General features: G+C 44.9%; 17 protein-coding genes. 10 read left to right on the top strand and 7 right to left on the bottom strand.

The genetic code is table 11. The annotated features are described in order from the left end of the window. Nucleotides 1–57 precede the first annotated feature (57 nt). From gloA2 to G458_RS0112515, 10 genes are all read left to right on the top strand, one after another. Nucleotides 58–447 carry an SMU1112c/YaeR family gloxylase I-like metalloprotein gene (gloA2, locus tag G458_RS0112565; protein WP_026952211.1) on the top strand — a complete coding sequence of 130 codons (390 nt, stop codon included), beginning with the start codon at nucleotides 58–60 and terminating at the stop codon, nucleotides 445–447. 2 nt (nucleotides 448–449) lie between these two features. Beyond that, the gene (locus tag G458_RS0112560) at nucleotides 450–875 is read left to right on the top strand and encodes a DUF1801 domain-containing protein (protein ID WP_026952210.1); all 426 of its coding nucleotides are present in this window, start codon (nucleotides 450–452) and stop codon (nucleotides 873–875) included. After that, a complete protein-coding gene (locus G458_RS0112555) occupies nucleotides 872–1,627 on the top strand; it encodes a DUF1835 domain-containing protein (RefSeq protein WP_035468196.1) in 756 nt (251 codons plus the stop codon). Before G458_RS0112560 ends, G458_RS0112555 begins: the two co-directional genes overlap by 4 nt. A gap of 164 nt (nucleotides 1,628–1,791) precedes the next feature. Then, nucleotides 1,792–2,778, top strand: a complete 987-nt coding sequence (locus G458_RS0112545) for a GSCFA domain-containing protein (protein WP_026952208.1) — start codon at nucleotides 1,792–1,794, stop codon at nucleotides 2,776–2,778. A 51-nt stretch (nucleotides 2,779–2,829) separates the two neighbouring features. After that, nucleotides 2,830–4,857, top strand: a complete 2,028-nt coding sequence (locus tag G458_RS0112540; RefSeq protein ID WP_026952207.1) for a thioredoxin domain-containing protein — start codon at nucleotides 2,830–2,832, stop codon at nucleotides 4,855–4,857. Between the two features lie 3 nt (nucleotides 4,858–4,860). Beyond that, a complete protein-coding gene (gene priA / locus G458_RS0112535; protein WP_026952206.1) occupies nucleotides 4,861–7,380 on the top strand; it encodes a replication restart helicase PriA in 2,520 nt (839 codons plus the stop codon). 77 nt (nucleotides 7,381–7,457) lie between these two features. Beyond that, the gene (locus tag G458_RS0112530; RefSeq protein ID WP_026952205.1) at nucleotides 7,458–7,799 is read left to right on the top strand and encodes an L-rhamnose mutarotase; all 342 of its coding nucleotides are present in this window, start codon (nucleotides 7,458–7,460) and stop codon (nucleotides 7,797–7,799) included. Nucleotides 7,800–7,833: 34 nt separating this feature from the next. Next, on the top strand, nucleotides 7,834–8,751 hold the full coding sequence (locus tag G458_RS0112525; protein ID WP_026952204.1) for an alpha/beta hydrolase: 918 nt from the start codon (nucleotides 7,834–7,836) through the stop codon (nucleotides 8,749–8,751). A gap of 161 nt (nucleotides 8,752–8,912) precedes the next feature. Next, nucleotides 8,913–9,605: an HAD family hydrolase gene (locus G458_RS0112520; RefSeq protein ID WP_026952203.1), complete on the top strand. Its 693-nt coding sequence runs from the start codon at nucleotides 8,913–8,915 to the stop codon at nucleotides 9,603–9,605. Nucleotides 9,606–9,608: 3 nt separating this feature from the next. Continuing rightward, nucleotides 9,609–10,349, top strand: a complete 741-nt coding sequence (locus G458_RS0112515) for a hypothetical protein (protein ID WP_026952202.1) — start codon at nucleotides 9,609–9,611, stop codon at nucleotides 10,347–10,349. Nucleotides 10,350–10,394: 45 nt separating this feature from the next. On the opposite strand, the gene G458_RS0112510 is transcribed toward G458_RS0112515, so the two are convergent. From G458_RS0112510 to G458_RS20740, 7 genes are all read right to left on the bottom strand, one after another. After that, the gene (locus tag G458_RS0112510; protein WP_026952201.1) at nucleotides 10,395–10,901 is read right to left on the bottom strand and encodes an SRPBCC family protein; all 507 of its coding nucleotides are present in this window, start codon (nucleotides 10,899–10,901) and stop codon (nucleotides 10,395–10,397) included. Between the two features lie 86 nt (nucleotides 10,902–10,987). Further along, nucleotides 10,988–12,049 (bottom strand): DUF6807 domain-containing protein, encoded by a 1,062-nt coding sequence (locus G458_RS0112505; RefSeq protein WP_245579271.1) that lies wholly within the window; start codon nucleotides 12,047–12,049, stop codon nucleotides 10,988–10,990. Nucleotides 12,050–12,052: 3 nt separating this feature from the next. Beyond that, nucleotides 12,053–13,414, bottom strand: coding sequence for a Gfo/Idh/MocA family oxidoreductase (locus G458_RS0112500; RefSeq protein ID WP_026952199.1), 1,362 nt, complete (start codon nucleotides 13,412–13,414; stop codon nucleotides 12,053–12,055). Nucleotides 13,415–13,653: 239 nt separating this feature from the next. Further along, nucleotides 13,654–14,544 carry a sugar phosphate isomerase/epimerase family protein gene (locus G458_RS0112495; protein ID WP_026952198.1) on the bottom strand — a complete coding sequence of 297 codons (891 nt, stop codon included), beginning with the start codon at nucleotides 14,542–14,544 and terminating at the stop codon, nucleotides 13,654–13,656. A gap of 108 nt (nucleotides 14,545–14,652) precedes the next feature. After that, on the bottom strand, nucleotides 14,653–15,180 hold the full coding sequence (locus G458_RS0112490; protein WP_211234633.1) for a RidA family protein: 528 nt from the start codon (nucleotides 15,178–15,180) through the stop codon (nucleotides 14,653–14,655). Nucleotides 15,181–15,327: 147 nt separating this feature from the next. Beyond that, nucleotides 15,328–15,798 carry a hypothetical protein gene (locus G458_RS0112485; RefSeq protein ID WP_026952196.1) on the bottom strand — a complete coding sequence of 157 codons (471 nt, stop codon included), beginning with the start codon at nucleotides 15,796–15,798 and terminating at the stop codon, nucleotides 15,328–15,330. 120 nt (nucleotides 15,799–15,918) lie between these two features. Then, nucleotides 15,919–16,187 (bottom strand): transposase (locus tag G458_RS20740; RefSeq protein WP_035468194.1); only part of this gene is annotated, 269 nt, incomplete at its 5' end.

Here is a 16,187-nt window from a genome sequence, read left to right as displayed (position 1 = left end):
TCGTCAACGGTTTCTCACTGTGGACTGTGGACCGTGGACGGTTGACAAGAAAAAAACATGCTTCAACTCCAAAACCTCCACCACATCGCCATCATCTGCTCAGATTACGAGCGGTCGAAAAAATTCTACACCGAAATTTTAGGATTTGAAATAATCCGGGAAGTACATCGGATGGAAAGAGCGTCTTTCAAACTCGATCTTACACTGAATGGCGCTTACCTGATTGAGCTATTTTCCTTTCCTAATCCTCCAGCTCGGGTATCTAGACCAGAAGCCTGTGGCCTTCGCCATTTGGCTTTTGAAGTCCTTCATATAGAATCTCAAGTGGAAAAGCTTCGTAACTTAGGGATACCAGTGGAAGACATCAGAATTGATGAGATTACTGGGAAAAAGTTTGCCTTTTTCTCCGATCCAGATGAATTACCTATAGAACTTTACCAGCACTAATCATGGCAGAAAACAAAACCAAACCTACTTATGACTCAGTGGATGACTTTATCAATCAGGTAGAATCTCCCAAAAAACGTGAAGATGCATTTCAATTAAAGAAAATAATGGAAGAGGTAACCGGTGAAAAGGCGGTGATGTGGGGACCTTCCATCATTGGTTTCGGAAGCTACCATTACAAATATGACTCAGGTCACGAAGGGGATGCCCCTATTGTGGGTTTTTCACCGAGAAAAGCTGCGATTTCCCTGTATTTATTAGGCTGTGCGACTCAGGAGGCCGAACCTTTATTAGCAAAACTTGGAAAGCACAAAAAAAGCGTGGCTTGTATTTATGCCAACAAACTGGCAGACTTAAATCCCGATGTTTTAAGAGAGCTTATTGCCAAATCCTATCAATCCACCAAAGCCAAGTATCCCACGAAATGATTTTTCACATCCTGAATGGAGATGCGCTTTTGTCCCAGTTTCCGGATGAAATCCCCGGAGAACGCATTTCCTTTCGGGAGTGCCTAATCGATGGACCAGTCAAGGCCAATTCTATGGAAGAATTCTGGAGAATGCGAAAAGATTTTATCGAGAAAAGCTTTCCTCAGAATCCAGAATTGGACTATTCCGATTACTCCCAAAAAGAGATTGAAAAAATCTCCAGAATTCCAGAGGGATCCCATGTTTATTGCTGGTTTGAAGAGGATCTTTTTTGTCAGGTAAACTTATGGTTCAGCATTTCCATGCTTCAGGGAAAAGAACTGAAAGTTTTGCTGGTGCTTCCTCCTCCAAGCTCCCCTTTTAGTTTTTCATATCTGGATCAAAAAGAACTTTTGGAATTATACGCCCATAATCCTATCAAATTAGAAACTGAGGAGCGGAAAGTACTGAAAATGGTATGGGCATTCTTCCAAAACAAGAATCCGGAAAAGGCCCAAAAGCTAGCCGAAAAACACTTTTCCTACCTACCCTTTCTTCGAAGAGCGCTGAAATTCTGGGAGGAAATGATCCCCAAAAATGGATATTTGGGAAAGCCTAAAGAAACCTTGATGGCCATTCATAAAACCAACCCTGAAGCTGAATTTGGGTTCATTTTCAGAGAATTTCAAAAGCGAATTCCTGAATATGGATTTGGGGATTTGCAGGTCCTGAATATGTGCCGGGAATTGGGGATAATGAAAAAAAACATTTGAAGTTTACTGTTCCCTATTTTTAATTTTACCAAGAGAAAAAGCCGGTGTAGCTCTTTGGTAGTCCGCTAGGGCGGATCCCAAGTTGAAGGCCGTGAGTTCGAGACTCATTACCCGCTCCAAGGCATCTCAAAAGGTGCCTTTTGATTTTATTGTAACTTCATCCCATGCGTTGGTCAATAGATTTCCCCATCCCTGAATCTCCTTTTCCCATATCACATCAGAGTAAGATTCTAAGCTTGGGATCCTGCTTTGCCCAGACGATCGGGCAAAAAATGAAGGACTCCAAATTTGACATCCTGATCAATCCCTTTGGAACAATTTTCCACCCCATGAACCTAGCAGACCTTTTGGATCAGGCCATTTTTGGATATCCATTGGATGAGCAAAAGATTCTGGCATTCGACGGAAGGTTTATGCATTATTCTGCCCACTCAGATCTCCGGGCCAGTTCACAGGATGAATTAAAAAATCTCTACGATTCTAAAATTCAGGAGATCAAAACATTTCTTCAAGAAGGTTCACATCTGATTCTCACTTTCGGCACATCCTGGATTTACCAACATCAGGATTTGGGAAGGGTGGCAAACTGCCACAAACAGTCTAACTCTCTTTTCACCAAAAAACTCAGTGAATTAGAAGAAATGGAATTTGTCATGACACATTTGTTAGAAACAATTTCCAATTCCTTTCCTCAGCTCAAAATCATCCTTACAGTCAGTCCCGTGAGGCATACCAAAGATGGAATTGCTGAAAATCAACTCAGCAAAAGTCTGCTTCGAGTTCTTTGCGATCGCTTGGAAAAACAATTCAACATGGTCAGCTATTTCCCGGCTTATGAGATCATGATGGACGAGTTGCGGGATTATCGGTTTTATAAATCTGATCTGATCCATCCTACAGAAGAGGCAGAAAATTACATTTGGGAAAAGTGGAAAAAGTCCGTTTTCAAAGCTCCAACTCAGGAAAAAGTCAGGGAAATTGAGAAAATCCAACTTGAACTAGCCCATCGCCCATTTAATCCTGAATCTGATTCTCACCAGAAATTCCTTCAAAACTTACTCGTCAAACTGGAACGAATACATAGGGAACTTGATTTTTCTAAGGAGATTAAATCCGTCTCGGAACTACTAAATCCCCCTGCCCGCCTTTAAAAGGGGGAATCTATTTCGTGTAATTTTCAATTCATCATTCATAATTCTCAAATGCCTAACCGTCTCCTCCACTCTCAAAGCCCCTATCTCCTCCAACACGCCCATAATCCCGTGGATTGGTACCCCTGGGGACCTGAGGCTTTGAAAAAAGCAGAGGTAGAAAACAAACCCATCTTGGTATCCATTGGCTATTCCGCCTGCCATTGGTGCCATGTAATGGAACGGGAAAGCTTTGAGGATCAGATTACAGCTGACTTGATGAACGAGCATTTCGTGTGCATCAAAATCGACCGGGAAGAGCGACCCGACCTGGACAACATCTACATGGATGCGGTTCAAGCCATGGGATTGCAGGGAGGCTGGCCCTTGAATGTCTTTCTGATGCCCAATCAGAAGCCTTTTTATGGAGGAACCTATTTCCCCAATATCAAATGGAAACAGCTTCTGGCTAATATTGCAGATGCCTTTGCCAAGCATGCCGATCAGCTGGCAGAGAGTGCGGAAAACTTTGGTAAAAGCCTGAATCGAAAAGAAACTGAAAAATACGGAATCCAAGCTGAGATCGGGGACCTGGATCCTGATGAACTCAGTGAGATCGCTGCCAAGTTAAGTGCTCAATTCGATCCGGAATGGGGAGGGATGAATCGAATCCCGAAATTTCCCATGCCAGTGATTTGGCAATTTGTACTTGATTATGCCCTGCTTTCCAAAAATGAGGAATTAAAAGAGAAGGTCTTTTTTACCTTGAAAAAGATCGGAATGGGCGGTATCTACGATCAACTCAGAGGTGGATTTGCAAGATATTCCGTGGATGGAGAATGGTTTGCTCCCCATTTTGAAAAAATGCTCTACGACAACGGGCAACTTTTGCAGCTCTTTGCCAAAGCCTATCAAGTCAGTCAAGACCCCTTCTTTTTGGAAAAGGTACATGAAACGGTAGCTTGGCTAAAAGCAGAGATGCTTCAGGAAGATGGAGGATTCCATGCCGCTCAGGATGCAGACAGTGAAGAGGAAGAAGGAAAATTCTACACTTGGACCTATGCAGAATTACAGGAATTGGTAGCTGAAGAATTGCCTTGGTTGAGTAAACTCTACAACCTCAAACCAGTGGGAAATTGGGAAAATGGCGTAAATATCCTTTTTCAGACGCAACCCTATTCTGAAATCGCTTCTTCCTTTCATTTGGATTTGGGGGATTTTCAAGCCAAACTTAAGGCTGTTAAAAGCACACTCCTGGCAAGGAGAAATCAGAGAATTTTCCCAGGTAAAGATGATAAAGTTCTTTCAGGATGGAATGCCTGGATTAGCACAGGATTGATTCAAGCGTTTCAAGCGACCGGAGATCGAGGCATGCTGAAATTAGCTTTGAACAATCTGAATTTTATCCAGGAAAAGATGATTCTGGATGGAATCTTGTACCGTTCTTACAAAAACGGCAAAGCTTACACTCCCGCCTTTTTGGAAGATTATGCCGCGCTGATTCAGGCAGAAATCCAAGCCTTTGAGGCAACTGGAAATTCTGCATTCCTACAGAAAGCTCAGGAGCTAACAGACTTTTGCATCCAACAATTTTACGATGAATCAGATGGCTTTTTCTTTTTCAACAATCCAAAAGCCGAAAAGCTGATTGCCAATAAAAAAGAGCTTTTCGACAATGTAATCCCGGCTTCCAATTCTGTGATGGCCCGTAATCTTCATCGGCTTTCCTTGCTTTCCTATCAGGAAAAGTATGCCGATATCGCCCGGAAAATGCTCGGAGGAATGCAGGACTTGATCAGCCGAGATCCGGGATTCCTGTGCAATTGGGCAAATCTCTACCTTGAAATGCTGGTGCCCACTGCAGAGATCGCAATTGTAGGAAAAGGTGCCGAGGCTCTGGCACTTGAATTTCAGAAGGCTTATTTGCCGAATATCGTCTTGGCATGGTCAGAATCTCCGACAGAAAGTGCCCCTATTCTTCAGGCAAAGACTCCCGATTCGACAGGAAATGCCTTAATTTATGTTTGCTTTGATCGGGCATGCAGAAGGCCCGTCAGCACATTTACAGAAGCAATTTCTCAAATCCCTTATTTAGCCTAATTGGTGGAAAGTCTCTTTGCAGATCAAGATTTTTTGGAAAAGTCCGGAGGAAACAACTTCGCAGATATCATTCTGCCTGTTCCGATCCCGAAGATGTTCACCTACAAAATCCCTTCCCTACTCAAACCACAGATTCAGATCGGTCAAAGGGTGATAGTGCAGTTTGGGAAAAAGAAAGTCCTCACAGGCATTATCGGAAAGGTGCACAACAAGCCTCCACAGGCTTACGAAGCAAAACCGATTTTGGACCTTTTGGACGACCATCCTAGCGTTAATCCACTCCAGATTCGTTTCTGGGTCTGGATGGCAGAGTACTATTTCTGTCATATTGGGGAAGTCATGCATGCCGCATTGCCCTCAGGGCTCCGTCTTTCTTCGGAGAGTAAGATTCAGTCCAATCCCAATTTCGATCCGGAAACCAGTAAATATCCTCTGGATGTGCGCGAAGAGAAGATTTTGGAAGCTTTGGAAAATCAGGCAGAACTTAGCTACGAGGACTGTGAGAAAATCTTGGGAATCAAGACCATCCACCCCATTCTCAAAAGCCTGGTAGCCAAAGAAGCCATCTTGATTTTTGAAAAGGTCCAGGAAAAATATACTCCAAAAGTAGAAACAAGAATCAGGTTAGTTTCGGAAATCGCCTCAGACAAAAATGCCCTTCAGGCCGTTTTTGAAGCGGTTCAAGGCAAGCCCAAGCAGGAATCTATCCTCCTCAAATACCTTCGGGATGTTCCGGTTTTCAGCAAACCTCAGTTGAATGAAAAAGGGCTGGACAAGGCTACTTTGCTGGAAGAGGGCGATTCCGAAAGTTCTTTGAAAACATTGATCAAAAACGGAGTTTTCGAATCCTTCAAGCATGTGATCAACCGAATTGAGGAAGAAGAGCCCGAACGCGAGGCATATGAACTTTCCACCAGTCAACAGGCCGCATTAGAAGAAATCAAAAACCACTTTGAGACCAAACAATCCGTACTCCTGCATGGAGTAACCGGTTCGGGCAAGACGGAAATTTATATTCAGCTGATTCAGGAGGTATTGGAGAGCGGCTCTCAGGTTTTGCTTTTGCTACCTGAAATCGCCTTGACCACCCAGATAGTCAGTCGCTTGAAGCAGGTTTTTGGCTCTCAAATGGGCGTCTATCATTCCAAATACTCCGACAATGAACGGGTGGAGGTTTGGAATGGAGTATTGTCAGGGAGATTTTCATTTGTGGTCGGCGTTCGCTCTTCCATTTTCCTTCCTTTTGATAGCTTAGGATTGGTCATTGTGGACGAGGAGCACGAATCCAGTTACAAGCAATTTGATCCTGCACCAAGATTCCATGCTCGGGATGCAGCGATTATGTTGGCATATTTTCACCAGGCCAGAACTATTTTAGGATCTGCAACTCCATCTTTTGAAACCTATTACAATGCCACCCAAGGCAAGTACGGATATGTGGAAATTTCGAATCGATTCGGAGATGCCAGCTTACCTGAGTACCATTTAGCCAATCTGTCCGAAGACCGAAAGAAAAATCTATTGAAGCTGGATTCGACCAGATTGCTTCGGGAGAAGATTCAAGAGGCTTTGGGAAAGCAACAGCAGGTGCTGATTTTTCAAAATCGCCGGGGGTATTCTCCTTATGTGCAGTGTGAGGACTGTAGTTGGACCGCAGAATGCGTGCAATGCGATGTGAGCCTGACTTATCATCAGTTTGCCGAGGAAATGCGATGCCACTATTGTGGCTACAAGGAAAAAGTACCTCAAGCCTGCCCGGCCTGCGGAAGCTCTCAATTGACCACACAGGGCATGGGAACGGAGCGAATTGAAGAATCACTGGGATTACTTTTTCCGGAGGCCCGGTTGGGAAGAATGGACCTGGACACCACTCGAAGCAAGTATGGATACCAAAGGATTTTGGATGAGTTTTCAAGTGGACAAATCGACATTTTGGTAGGAACTCAAATGATTACCAAAGGTCTGGACTTCGGGAAAGTAACCGTAGTTGGGATTTGGGATGGGGATCGGATTTTGAATTTCCCCGACTTCCGAGCTGGCGAAAGAGCCTACCAGCAAATCACACAGGTGGCCGGGAGAGCCGGGAGAAGAGATGTCAAGGGACAAGTAATCCTCCAAACCCGAAATCCTGATAATGACCTGTATGAAAAAGTCATTCGAGGTGACTATTTCGAGTTTTTCCGACAGGAAATGTTCGACCGGAAAAAATTTTACTACCCTCCATTTGTCAAGCTGATCCGGATCACCACCCGGCATTCGGATTTCAAAACTGCAGAACGGGCAGCACATGCCTTACACCATAAAATGGCGACCATTGCTGTGAAAAAGATCGTACTTGGACCTGAAAAGGCCATAGTCGCAAGAGTAAAAAATCAATACCAGTTTGAAAGCATGATCAAATTGGATAAGGCAGGTAACACCCAACATTCCTTCAAAGAAAATCTGAGCCTTATTCTGGAAGAGCTCCAGTCCAAACCCGAATTTCGTTCGGTTCGGTGGGTGGTGGATGTGGACCCCAATTAATCCGGCACCAATTCAGACTTGCAGGCTAGTAAAACCGGATTTTTTTGGTTTATTGGATGAAAGCCAAATTTTAGTGTATGCAGACTTTTCTTCTGATTTGCGAGCTCAAAAACGAGCCTGAAGCCATCCAAGCTTATGTGGATTGTCATAAGGCTGTGGCCCCGGAAATTCTGGAAAGTATCCGTGTGGCTGGAGTCCTCCAGATGAGCATTTACCGATGGAAAAACCGCCTGAGCATGATTCTGGTCGGTGACGACTCCTTCAGCTTTGAAAAGAAGGCAGCATTGGACAATGCCAACCCCAAAGTTCAGGAATGGGAAGCTTTCCTGGGCCAATTTCAAACCAATCTTCCCGGGACACCAGCTAATTGGAGATGGGCGCTTTGTGAGAAGATTTTTGAGTTTAAAGCGGAATTATGAGTGATTTCAAATTTAATGATTTACCCAAAAAACCATGAAAAAACCTATTGTAACCTTTGCCTTGATGCTGGTATCTATTCTGGGATTTTCTCAGAATTTTAGCCTCCCGCTTTGGAACGGGACTCCGCCTTTGCAGAATTCCTCGGACCTGAATGAAGAATCCACCCAACAGGGAATTTTGAGAATTGCCAATGTGCAAACTCCGACTATTGAAGTATATCTCCCCACCAAACAGGCTGCTACTGGGGAGGCTGTGGTGATTTTTCCAGGGGGTGGATATGCGATTTTGGCCTACGATTGGGAAGGAACTGACTTTGCAAAATGGTTTAATGCTCAAGGAATCGCTGCCATTGTGGTCAAATACCGGCTTCCCATTTCCAAGTCCTTGACGGATCCCAAGGAAGTACCCTTAATGGATGCTCAGCGTGCGGTGAGGATGGTCCGCCACTATTCCATGGATTGGAACATTGACCCTGCCAAGGTCGGAGTTATGGGCTTCTCTGCCGGCGGGCATCTAGCCTCTACCGTCAGCACCCAATATTTGAATGAAGTGAATAGACCCAAAGATGGGATCGATGGGCTTTCTGCCAGACCGGATTTTTCGATTTTGGTGTATCCGGTGATCTCCTTCCGGGATGCTGCAGTTCATTCAGGTTCAAGAAGAAATCTGATTGGGGAAAATGCCAGCCAAGAATTGATGGACCGCTTTTCAGGAGAATTGAATGTAAATGCTGAGACCCCGCCGACGTTTTTGGTACATGCGCAGGATGATAAGGGAGTTCCGATTGAAAATTCTCTTTTATACTACAAAGCACTCCATCAGCACGGTGTGAAATCCTCTTTGCACCTCTACCCGTCCGGAGGACATGGATTTGGTTTTGGAAAAGGAAAAGGAGCCGTGGAAGGCTGGAGGGAGGTGCTTTTGGCTTGGATGGGAGAGACGGTTCAGTAGGCAGAAGGCAGTCAGCAGTGATAGTTTTCAGTAATCAATCTCAGTTTTCAAGATTTTGTCAACAGTCCACGGTCAACTGATTTTAGTCCTTGAAGATTAAAGATTGCGTGTAATTTTACAAAACGGTGGTCCGTGGACTGTCGACCGTTGACAAAAAAACAATGCCTATTAAAGTAATCGCCTTCGATGCAGATGACACCCTTTGGGTGAATGAGCCTTTCTTTCGTGAGGCGGAGGAGAAATTTGCCAGTTTGTTGGAAGACTTTATGCCCCAACATGCCATCATGAAGGAGCTGTATCGCACAGAAATTGACAACCTAAAGCTCTATGGCTACGGGATCAAAGGCTTTATGCTTTCCATGATCGAAACTGCCCTTCGGATTTCAGACCACAAAGTGTCCATCACACTCATCGACAAAGTAATTCGAATCGGTCAGGAAATGTTGGAAAAACCGGTCGAACTCCTGCCGGGTGTGGAGGATGTTCTGAAAGCCTTAAATGGAGATTATCGAATGGTTCTTGCCACCAAAGGAGACTTGGTCGATCAGGAACGAAAGTTGAGAAAATCCGGGCTGGAAAAGCACTTCCACCATATCGAAATCATGAGTGAAAAACGAGTAGAGGATTACGAAAAATTGGTCAAACACCTGGATGTTCACCCTTCTGAATTCCTGATGCTGGGCAATAGCCTCAAGTCAGATATTCTTCCAGTTCTGGAGCTAGGGGGACATGGAATTCATATCCCTTTTCATACCACCTGGATCCATGAGCAAGTAGATCATGTGGTGGAACATGAGCGGTTTTTCGAAGTCGGAAATATAGCCCAAGCCGCAGACCTGATTCGAAAATTATGAGCCATGGATTTGCAGAAACTTCATAGTGCCATTGAACTCCATGATGCCGAAGGGATCCGGAAAATACTTTCCGAGCTAGAAAACATTGAAGAAGGCTATGAAGGCAAGCCTTGGATAGAGCTTTTGATCGGAGAATATACACGAAGCCCAAAGTTTAAAGAATGCGCTTTGGCTTTTGTGGAATGCGGGGATCAAATTGGCGACAAATTCTTAGAGGCAGTGTTGACCGATAATTCTATCCTACTCTCGGAACAACTTGCCCTTCAACCTGAAGGAGCAGTCCGGGAATACACCTTTTCCTCAGCCTATACACCCTTTTTGGAAGTGTCCTTGATGCATCTTTGCGCGGAATTCAATCATGTGGCCTGCGCAAAAGTTTTAATTCAACAAGGTTTGTCGATTGATACTCCAGCAGGTCTGGATTCCTTAGGTTTTGGAGGGCAAACGCCGATTTTCCATACTGTCAATCAAAATGGCAATCAGTCCCGGGAGATGCTGGATTTTTGCCTGAAAAACCAAGCTAGTCTAGATATTCAGCTGAAAGGCTTGATTTGGGGAAAAGACAGACCTTGGGAGACTTTCCTCCCGGACATAAGCCCGATCAGCTATGCGATGATGGGGCTTTTGCCCCAAATGCACCGAGATGAAAATACAGTCGCTGAGACGGTTGAACTTCTGATGAAACATAAGTATGGAATGGAATATAAACTCCCCAATATTCCCAATGCCTATCTCAAAACCTAAGGTTCAGAAGGCTTTATAAAGCTTTTAACTGCCTTGTTGCAATGATTAAGAGTTAACCATATTGGCAGTTTCCTCATGGGGAAGTCCCGTGATATGCAGCGTTATCCCATGCTCTAGCCAAGCTTTAAGATTAGCCATCCAAAAAGTCCAGCCTCCATGGCAGCCTACATAGTAATTCATTTTACTTTTTTCATCAGTGGCAATCTGATATTGAGTCAAAGCCACTTCAATTCCATAAGAAGAATCTTTCAGTTCCACCAAAACCTCTCCTCCCGGACCAAAGGTGAAAACCAACCGATCTTTTCCATTGGATTCTAAGATCTTCCCATCCTCGTGATGCGGCCAATTATGCCATTTCCATGAAAAAAAATCCCCCGCTTCGCAGAGTTGATCATTTTCTCTTTTGGATCCATCGGCCTTTTCAAATTCAGCCTTTTCCAAAAACCAAGTTTCCAGTCCATTTTGACTTGCCCAAGCCCGGAATATCTCTTCCTTGGGTTTAGCAATATGAATTTTTCGCTTAAAGGATGTCCAATCGATGTTCGCTTCCATACTTTAAGTTACAGATTTTCAAATCTGGATAAAAACCAATGCTCTGGACTTAAAACAAAAAAACGTGGCCTTTGCCACGTTTCCTCTTATTTCATTTTCGAAAATTCACTGGCCAAACCTTCCCAGTATTCCTCTCCTTTAGGGTTGGACTGGACGATAACCTGATATCGAAACGTCACCGACTCTCCCGGCTGAAGTTTAAAATCTAAAACATCTTTCCCTCCACTCAATTCTTTTTGTCCCAAGGGATTGGCAGAAAACAGCCCATACCCTCTTGCGTGCCAGTAGGTAGGATACCCGGGATTTGCCTGATGGTCTAGAATTGCCACGGTGATATTTTCATTTTCAATTTGACCGTTCAAAGTGACCCAGGTTCCACGGGTTCCCCAGACGGCATCCCCTTCTTTACCTTCGCTGCTTCGGTATTTTCCTGTTACCCCAGCATTGTTCAGGCTGGCCACTGTGGTGGGAATGCCATTCGCATCGGTGAAAATCTCCGGCTTATCCGAAGGGTGCTCCAGTTCTCTGGCTACCCGAATCGCAAAAACTCCTTCCTTGTTATCTTTCATCGAAACCGCCAGCTCCTGAGCAGTCAAGGTAGTGATCCGGGTGATGCTGCGCTTTTCCCCTTCTGAAGAAAATAGAAAGGTGGTTTTTTCCTTAAGCAATACATTCCCACTCGGAGCAACCCAATCCATTCCCACGGTCAATTCTGCACCTTGATCAGTTTCTTGGGTCGCTAAGATTCCCGTGTGGATAATGGTTCCATACTTGTGTTTTTGCTCAGCCGGAATTGCGTCCGAATTGTTCCAAAAATCCAGGCCATTCACATCCCCGTAATTCATCCAATGCCCGATATGATGAGGGTGGTCCCCCCGCTCCCCTGCTCTTGGAGCCAAGGGATATCCACGGGTGATTTCATGTCCACCTGCAGAAATGATGGGATACAAAACCGGCTTGGCAATCGTGATCGGATAATAATAACTAGTGAAAAGCTTCCCTCCCACCAGGACATCTACCTTGTTTTCAGCATCCTTTCGAAGCAGTTTGACCGGGTCAGATTGGGCATGCAGGCTTGTATTCATACTTGTAAAAAGGGACAGCAGCAGCACTGCCATCCCCGTTTGGATTTCTTTACGGTGATTCATGCCTTAATACTGAAAAGGTTTTCCACCGGCTAAAACTTCCTGCTTTTCCTCGTCAAAGGTCACAAACTGACCGGTTCGAAGAGCTGCCGTAGTCATGATATTGGCAATGGAATGATTGTATCCGGCCATCACGTCTGCATTGGGCTTTTTTCGGGAACGCACACATTCCATCCAGTTGCGCATGTGGGCAGAAGTCATGTCATCCGCTCCGGTATTGGCTCCGGTTTCCACTTTGACTGCTTCTCCCAAGGCCATTTCTGGAAGCATATTTTCTTTCATTCCCATGGACCTTGCTTGGTTGGCAGAAAGACCACCATTGGGAGAAATCCTGTTGGTGTCTAAATTCAATTCCCCTGCATTGGAATAATAGATTTCTTTGGTGCCCCCAGCAGAATTGGTAAAACGCGAGGAGTAAATCACCTGAAAGCCCTTGCTCGGATCATTCAAAGGCCCGTAATCAAAGACGGCAGTCATGGTATCAAAATTCTGGCGACCATCTTTCCATAGGTAAATTCCCCCATTTGCGGCTACACTTCTTGGGTGAGGAAGATCAGTAAACCAATGTACCGTATCGATTTGGTGAGCCATCCACTGACCCGGAATCCCGGAAGAATAGGGCCAGAATAGGCGGAACTCCAAATATTTCCGTGGATCCCAATCGGTCTTGGGACGATTCATCTGGTACCGATCCCAGTCCGTATCTTCTTTTCGGATCTGACTGACCAAATCCGGCCTTCTCCAGCGGCCGGGCTGGTTCACATTCCAAGTCATCTCGACCGCTACAATATCCCCAAATTTTCCAGCCTTGATAAAGTCATGAGCCTGATGGTAATTGATCCCACTGCGACGCTGGGAACCTACCTGAACGATTTTTCCGGTTCGAAGTACCGCTTCTTTGGCCGCTCTAGCATCAGCCATGGTTTCAGCAAAGGGCTTTTCCACATAGGCATCTCTCCCCGCCTCCACCGCTTCTTTGCAGTGCAAAGCATGCTGGAAATCGGCAGTAGAAACGATCACGGCATCCACGTCCTTTCGATCATACAATTCATCGTTGTTTCGGCATGCCGCAATGTCCAAACCTGCCTTTTCTTTGACAAAGGCCAAGCACTCGGCTCTCCTACGGCTCCAGATATCCGAAACAGCGGTAAACTGAAAGTTCATTTCCTTGGCATGGATTTGCATGGCAGGAATCAGGGCTCCCCGGCATCGGTCTGAGAAACCCACGATGCCGACATTCACCCGGTCATTGGCACCGAGAATACGGGAGTAGCTTTTGGGGGAAAAGGCCATGGCGCCTAGACTTAGTCCGGCGGTAGTTAGCGCTGACTTTTTGAGAAAGTCTCTGCGGGATTGATCGTTGTTCATGGTTGTATGGGTTATTGTTTGAATTTGGATGTCGGATGTCCGATGTCGGATGTCCGATGAATATGGGTTGTGAGTTACTTCAGCAAGCTCAGTACTGGTGTCGGTTGTGGGTTGTCTGAATTTCGGATAATCTACTTTACTGCAAACTGAGACTGATCACTGGGACTGAGACTGATGATTGAAACTGATCACTGAGACTGATCACTGCTTACTTTTCACCAAGCGGTTAATGGATGTCACTAGGTGGAAGGTTTCAGGGCCATTTGCTGGAAGAGTTCCTTTTGCTCGCGCAAAGCTTGAATTCGATCTGCGGGTTGAGTTCGGGCTTCCAACAAAATCCAACCTTCGTAGTCCATTTGCCGGAAAAGCCGGAAAAGTTCTGGATAGGGATAATCTCCCACATTGAATTCCCGCACGTGGACGGTATCTCCAAACCACTTTTTCACCGAGTTGAAATTGGCTTCCAAACCCGGAGGCAAAAGGTCCTCAGTATTGCAATTCCAGCAGATTTTCACATTGGGTTCAGTCACCTGCTCAAAAATCGCCTTCATCACCGGGAGCTCTTGGGTATATTGCCCATGGACTTCCACCCGGATCAACTGCCCAAAATCCTGGGCATATTTTCCGACTTCATTGAAAGAAGCGGCGATCTGGGCGATGGTTTTTTCCTTGGGTACGTCCGGGGGCAGGAAGTTGGGTTTGACTTTGATTCCCGTGGCTCCGATATCATGACAGAGTTCGATATAGGCTTTGGTGCCTTCGATGTTTTGCCGCAACTTTTCGGGATCAGGGCTATGGTATTCGTAGTTGCTGCCATAACCCAGACAAGTAACTGGACTATCCGCAAAGCGCTTTTTGACTTCCTCCCGATGGGCTTTTGAAAGGGAAATTTCCACTCCATGCGCATGCTGGGTTCGCAGCTCCACTCCCAAAACCTTGGTCTTTTCACAATTAGAAATCAAAGTAGGCAGATCCCAATCCTTTGCCCATTCGTAGGTGACCAAGCCAAATTTCATTTTAGGTTCAGCTTGGGAAGCAAGTGCAGCAATACTCGGAAATGCTGCCAAACCCAAGCCGGCAGCCAAGCTTTTTTGGATAAAGTCTCTTCTGGATAAGTCCTTTTCTATCATCTACTTAAAATAGCCATAAAAAAGGAGGGGAATCTCCCCTATCGCAAAAATCAACGGAAACGATTGAGAAGCAATGAAAAAGTATTCGCTATAAAATCACATCTAATCCTATTCAGAAATCTTTTTCTGAGGATTATACGCCCAAACTTCCATCTCTACTCTTGCCCCAAGGGCTAAGCCATTTACTCCCATTGCCGAACGGGTGGGGTATTTTCCTTTTTCGAAGTAGGTGGCATAAACCTGATTAAAGGTTGGCCACTCCGACATATCGGCCAGCATCACGGTGCATTTAAACACATCCTCCAAGCCTAGTCCATGTTGGGCAAGGGTGGCCTGAATTCGCTTGAACATCTGGTGGGTTTCGGCTTCAATCCCACCCGGAACTACCCCAGTTCCATTTCCTGCATCCCCAATTTCTCCGGAGAGATAAAGGATATCCCCTACCTGCACCGCACTGGAAAAAGGATAGGGAAGTTCGGAGGGAAAAAAGACAGGTTCCTGCATTTCCGCTGCAGCTAGTCCCTGAGTTTGAGAAGCCTCCTTGTTTGGGTTTGGAGATTCCTGGCTTCCAGACTCAGGCTGGCAACTGCTCAAAACCGTGAGAAAAATAAGGAGGGGAAGGATGGGGGTTTTCATGGGGATAATTGAATTATTAATGGTTTGCAGATTTGCGATGGGCGGGATTTCAGAGCTCCAATCTGTCTACCCAGCACTGAACTTGACTAGAAACACAAAGCTCCAAGTTTGCAATTCAGCCCGCACTTACTAGAGCCGAAATTGTGCTTATTTATTTTCCTCTTTTAAGAGTACCCATTCAATGTGTCTATGTGTCATGTAGTTAATTAATGAATCTCGACTTTTCCAATGTCTAATTTTGGTCCCATCCTTTTCATTCCATTTTTCAATTCGATGTTGATATCCGTTTTCTGTATATTCTGAATACTCGTCAGGATAAACATCTTGAGATTTTATCATCACCACAAATAGAATCAAACTTATTACTGTCGGCAAAATCAAAGCTTTTGGTTTCCATTTACGCCTTAATATGACTATTAATATCGGTAACCAAAGCCCAATTAAAATTGTGTTTCGAATGATTGAATCTAGAATTTCTCTTGTTTCAAATTTGATTGTTGAGAATTCAGGTCTTCCCAAGTCAATTAATGAAATCCCCCACATCCATAAGTATGTTGGAACTAAATTCAAAATAATGAATAGTCCTAAAAGTGAAACGAGAAGAATCCGATTGTTCATTCTTTAACTGGATTCAGCCTGGAGACGGCGGACTTTTGGAACCGTTCTCTTCCTGCCTACTCCTAACTTCTTAAAGATAGACACTATCCCGAAAAGTGTGTAAATAGATTTTAGGGTTAGTTAGAGTTTTAGACGGTTTTCAAACATAATCATAAATTGGTTTAGGATCATTCCCCAGTCTCGGATGGGCATGGTCCATTTTTTTGTGGCCTCCATGACTGCTAAGAAGACCGATTTGAGGACGGCTTCATCGGTGGGGTAGGAAAGCTTGTTTTTGGTGTATTTTCTGATTTTTCCATTTAGGTTTTCGATGATGTTGGTGGTATAGATGATCTTTCTGATCTCCAGTGGGAAGTCCAGGAAAGCTGTGAGTTCTTCCCAGTTTTCTC

The sequence above is a fragment of the Algoriphagus mannitolivorans DSM 15301 genome (genome assembly GCF_000429425.1).
Classification (GTDB): Bacteria; Bacteroidota; Bacteroidia; order Cytophagales; family Cyclobacteriaceae; genus Algoriphagus; species Algoriphagus mannitolivorans.
The sequence above is the reverse complement of the archived record's forward strand: the minus strand, read 5'-3'. Positions and strand labels throughout refer to the sequence as shown.

Coding starts and splice junctions, on each gene's coding strand:
- G458_RS0112555 (WP_035468196.1), top strand. CDS start 872: ATGATTTTTCACATCCTGAATGGAGATGCGCTTTTGTCCCAGTTTCCG.
- G458_RS0112530 (WP_026952205.1), top strand. CDS start 7,458: ATGCAGACTTTTCTTCTGATTTGCGAGCTCAAAAACGAGCCTGAAGCC.
- G458_RS0112490 (WP_211234633.1), bottom strand. CDS start 15,180: ATGAAAACCCCCATCCTTCCCCTCCTTATTTTTCTCACGGTTTTGAGC.
- G458_RS0112515 (WP_026952202.1), top strand. CDS start 9,609: ATGGATTTGCAGAAACTTCATAGTGCCATTGAACTCCATGATGCCGAA.
- G458_RS0112485 (WP_026952196.1), bottom strand. CDS start 15,798: ATGAACAATCGGATTCTTCTCGTTTCACTTTTAGGACTATTCATTATT.
- G458_RS0112540 (WP_026952207.1), top strand. CDS start 2,830: ATGCCTAACCGTCTCCTCCACTCTCAAAGCCCCTATCTCCTCCAACAC.
- G458_RS0112510 (WP_026952201.1), bottom strand. CDS start 10,901: ATGGAAGCGAACATCGATTGGACATCCTTTAAGCGAAAAATTCATATT.
- G458_RS0112500 (WP_026952199.1), bottom strand. CDS start 13,414: ATGAACAACGATCAATCCCGCAGAGACTTTCTCAAAAAGTCAGCGCTA.
- G458_RS0112495 (WP_026952198.1), bottom strand. CDS start 14,544: ATGATAGAAAAGGACTTATCCAGAAGAGACTTTATCCAAAAAAGCTTG.
- G458_RS0112560 (WP_026952210.1), top strand. CDS start 450: ATGGCAGAAAACAAAACCAAACCTACTTATGACTCAGTGGATGACTTT.
- gloA2 (WP_026952211.1), top strand. CDS start 58: ATGCTTCAACTCCAAAACCTCCACCACATCGCCATCATCTGCTCAGAT.
- G458_RS0112520 (WP_026952203.1), top strand. CDS start 8,913: ATGCCTATTAAAGTAATCGCCTTCGATGCAGATGACACCCTTTGGGTG.
- G458_RS0112505 (WP_245579271.1), bottom strand. CDS start 12,049: ATGAATCACCGTAAAGAAATCCAAACGGGGATGGCAGTGCTGCTGCTG.
- G458_RS0112545 (WP_026952208.1), top strand. CDS start 1,792: ATGCGTTGGTCAATAGATTTCCCCATCCCTGAATCTCCTTTTCCCATA.
- G458_RS0112525 (WP_026952204.1), top strand. CDS start 7,834: ATGAAAAAACCTATTGTAACCTTTGCCTTGATGCTGGTATCTATTCTG.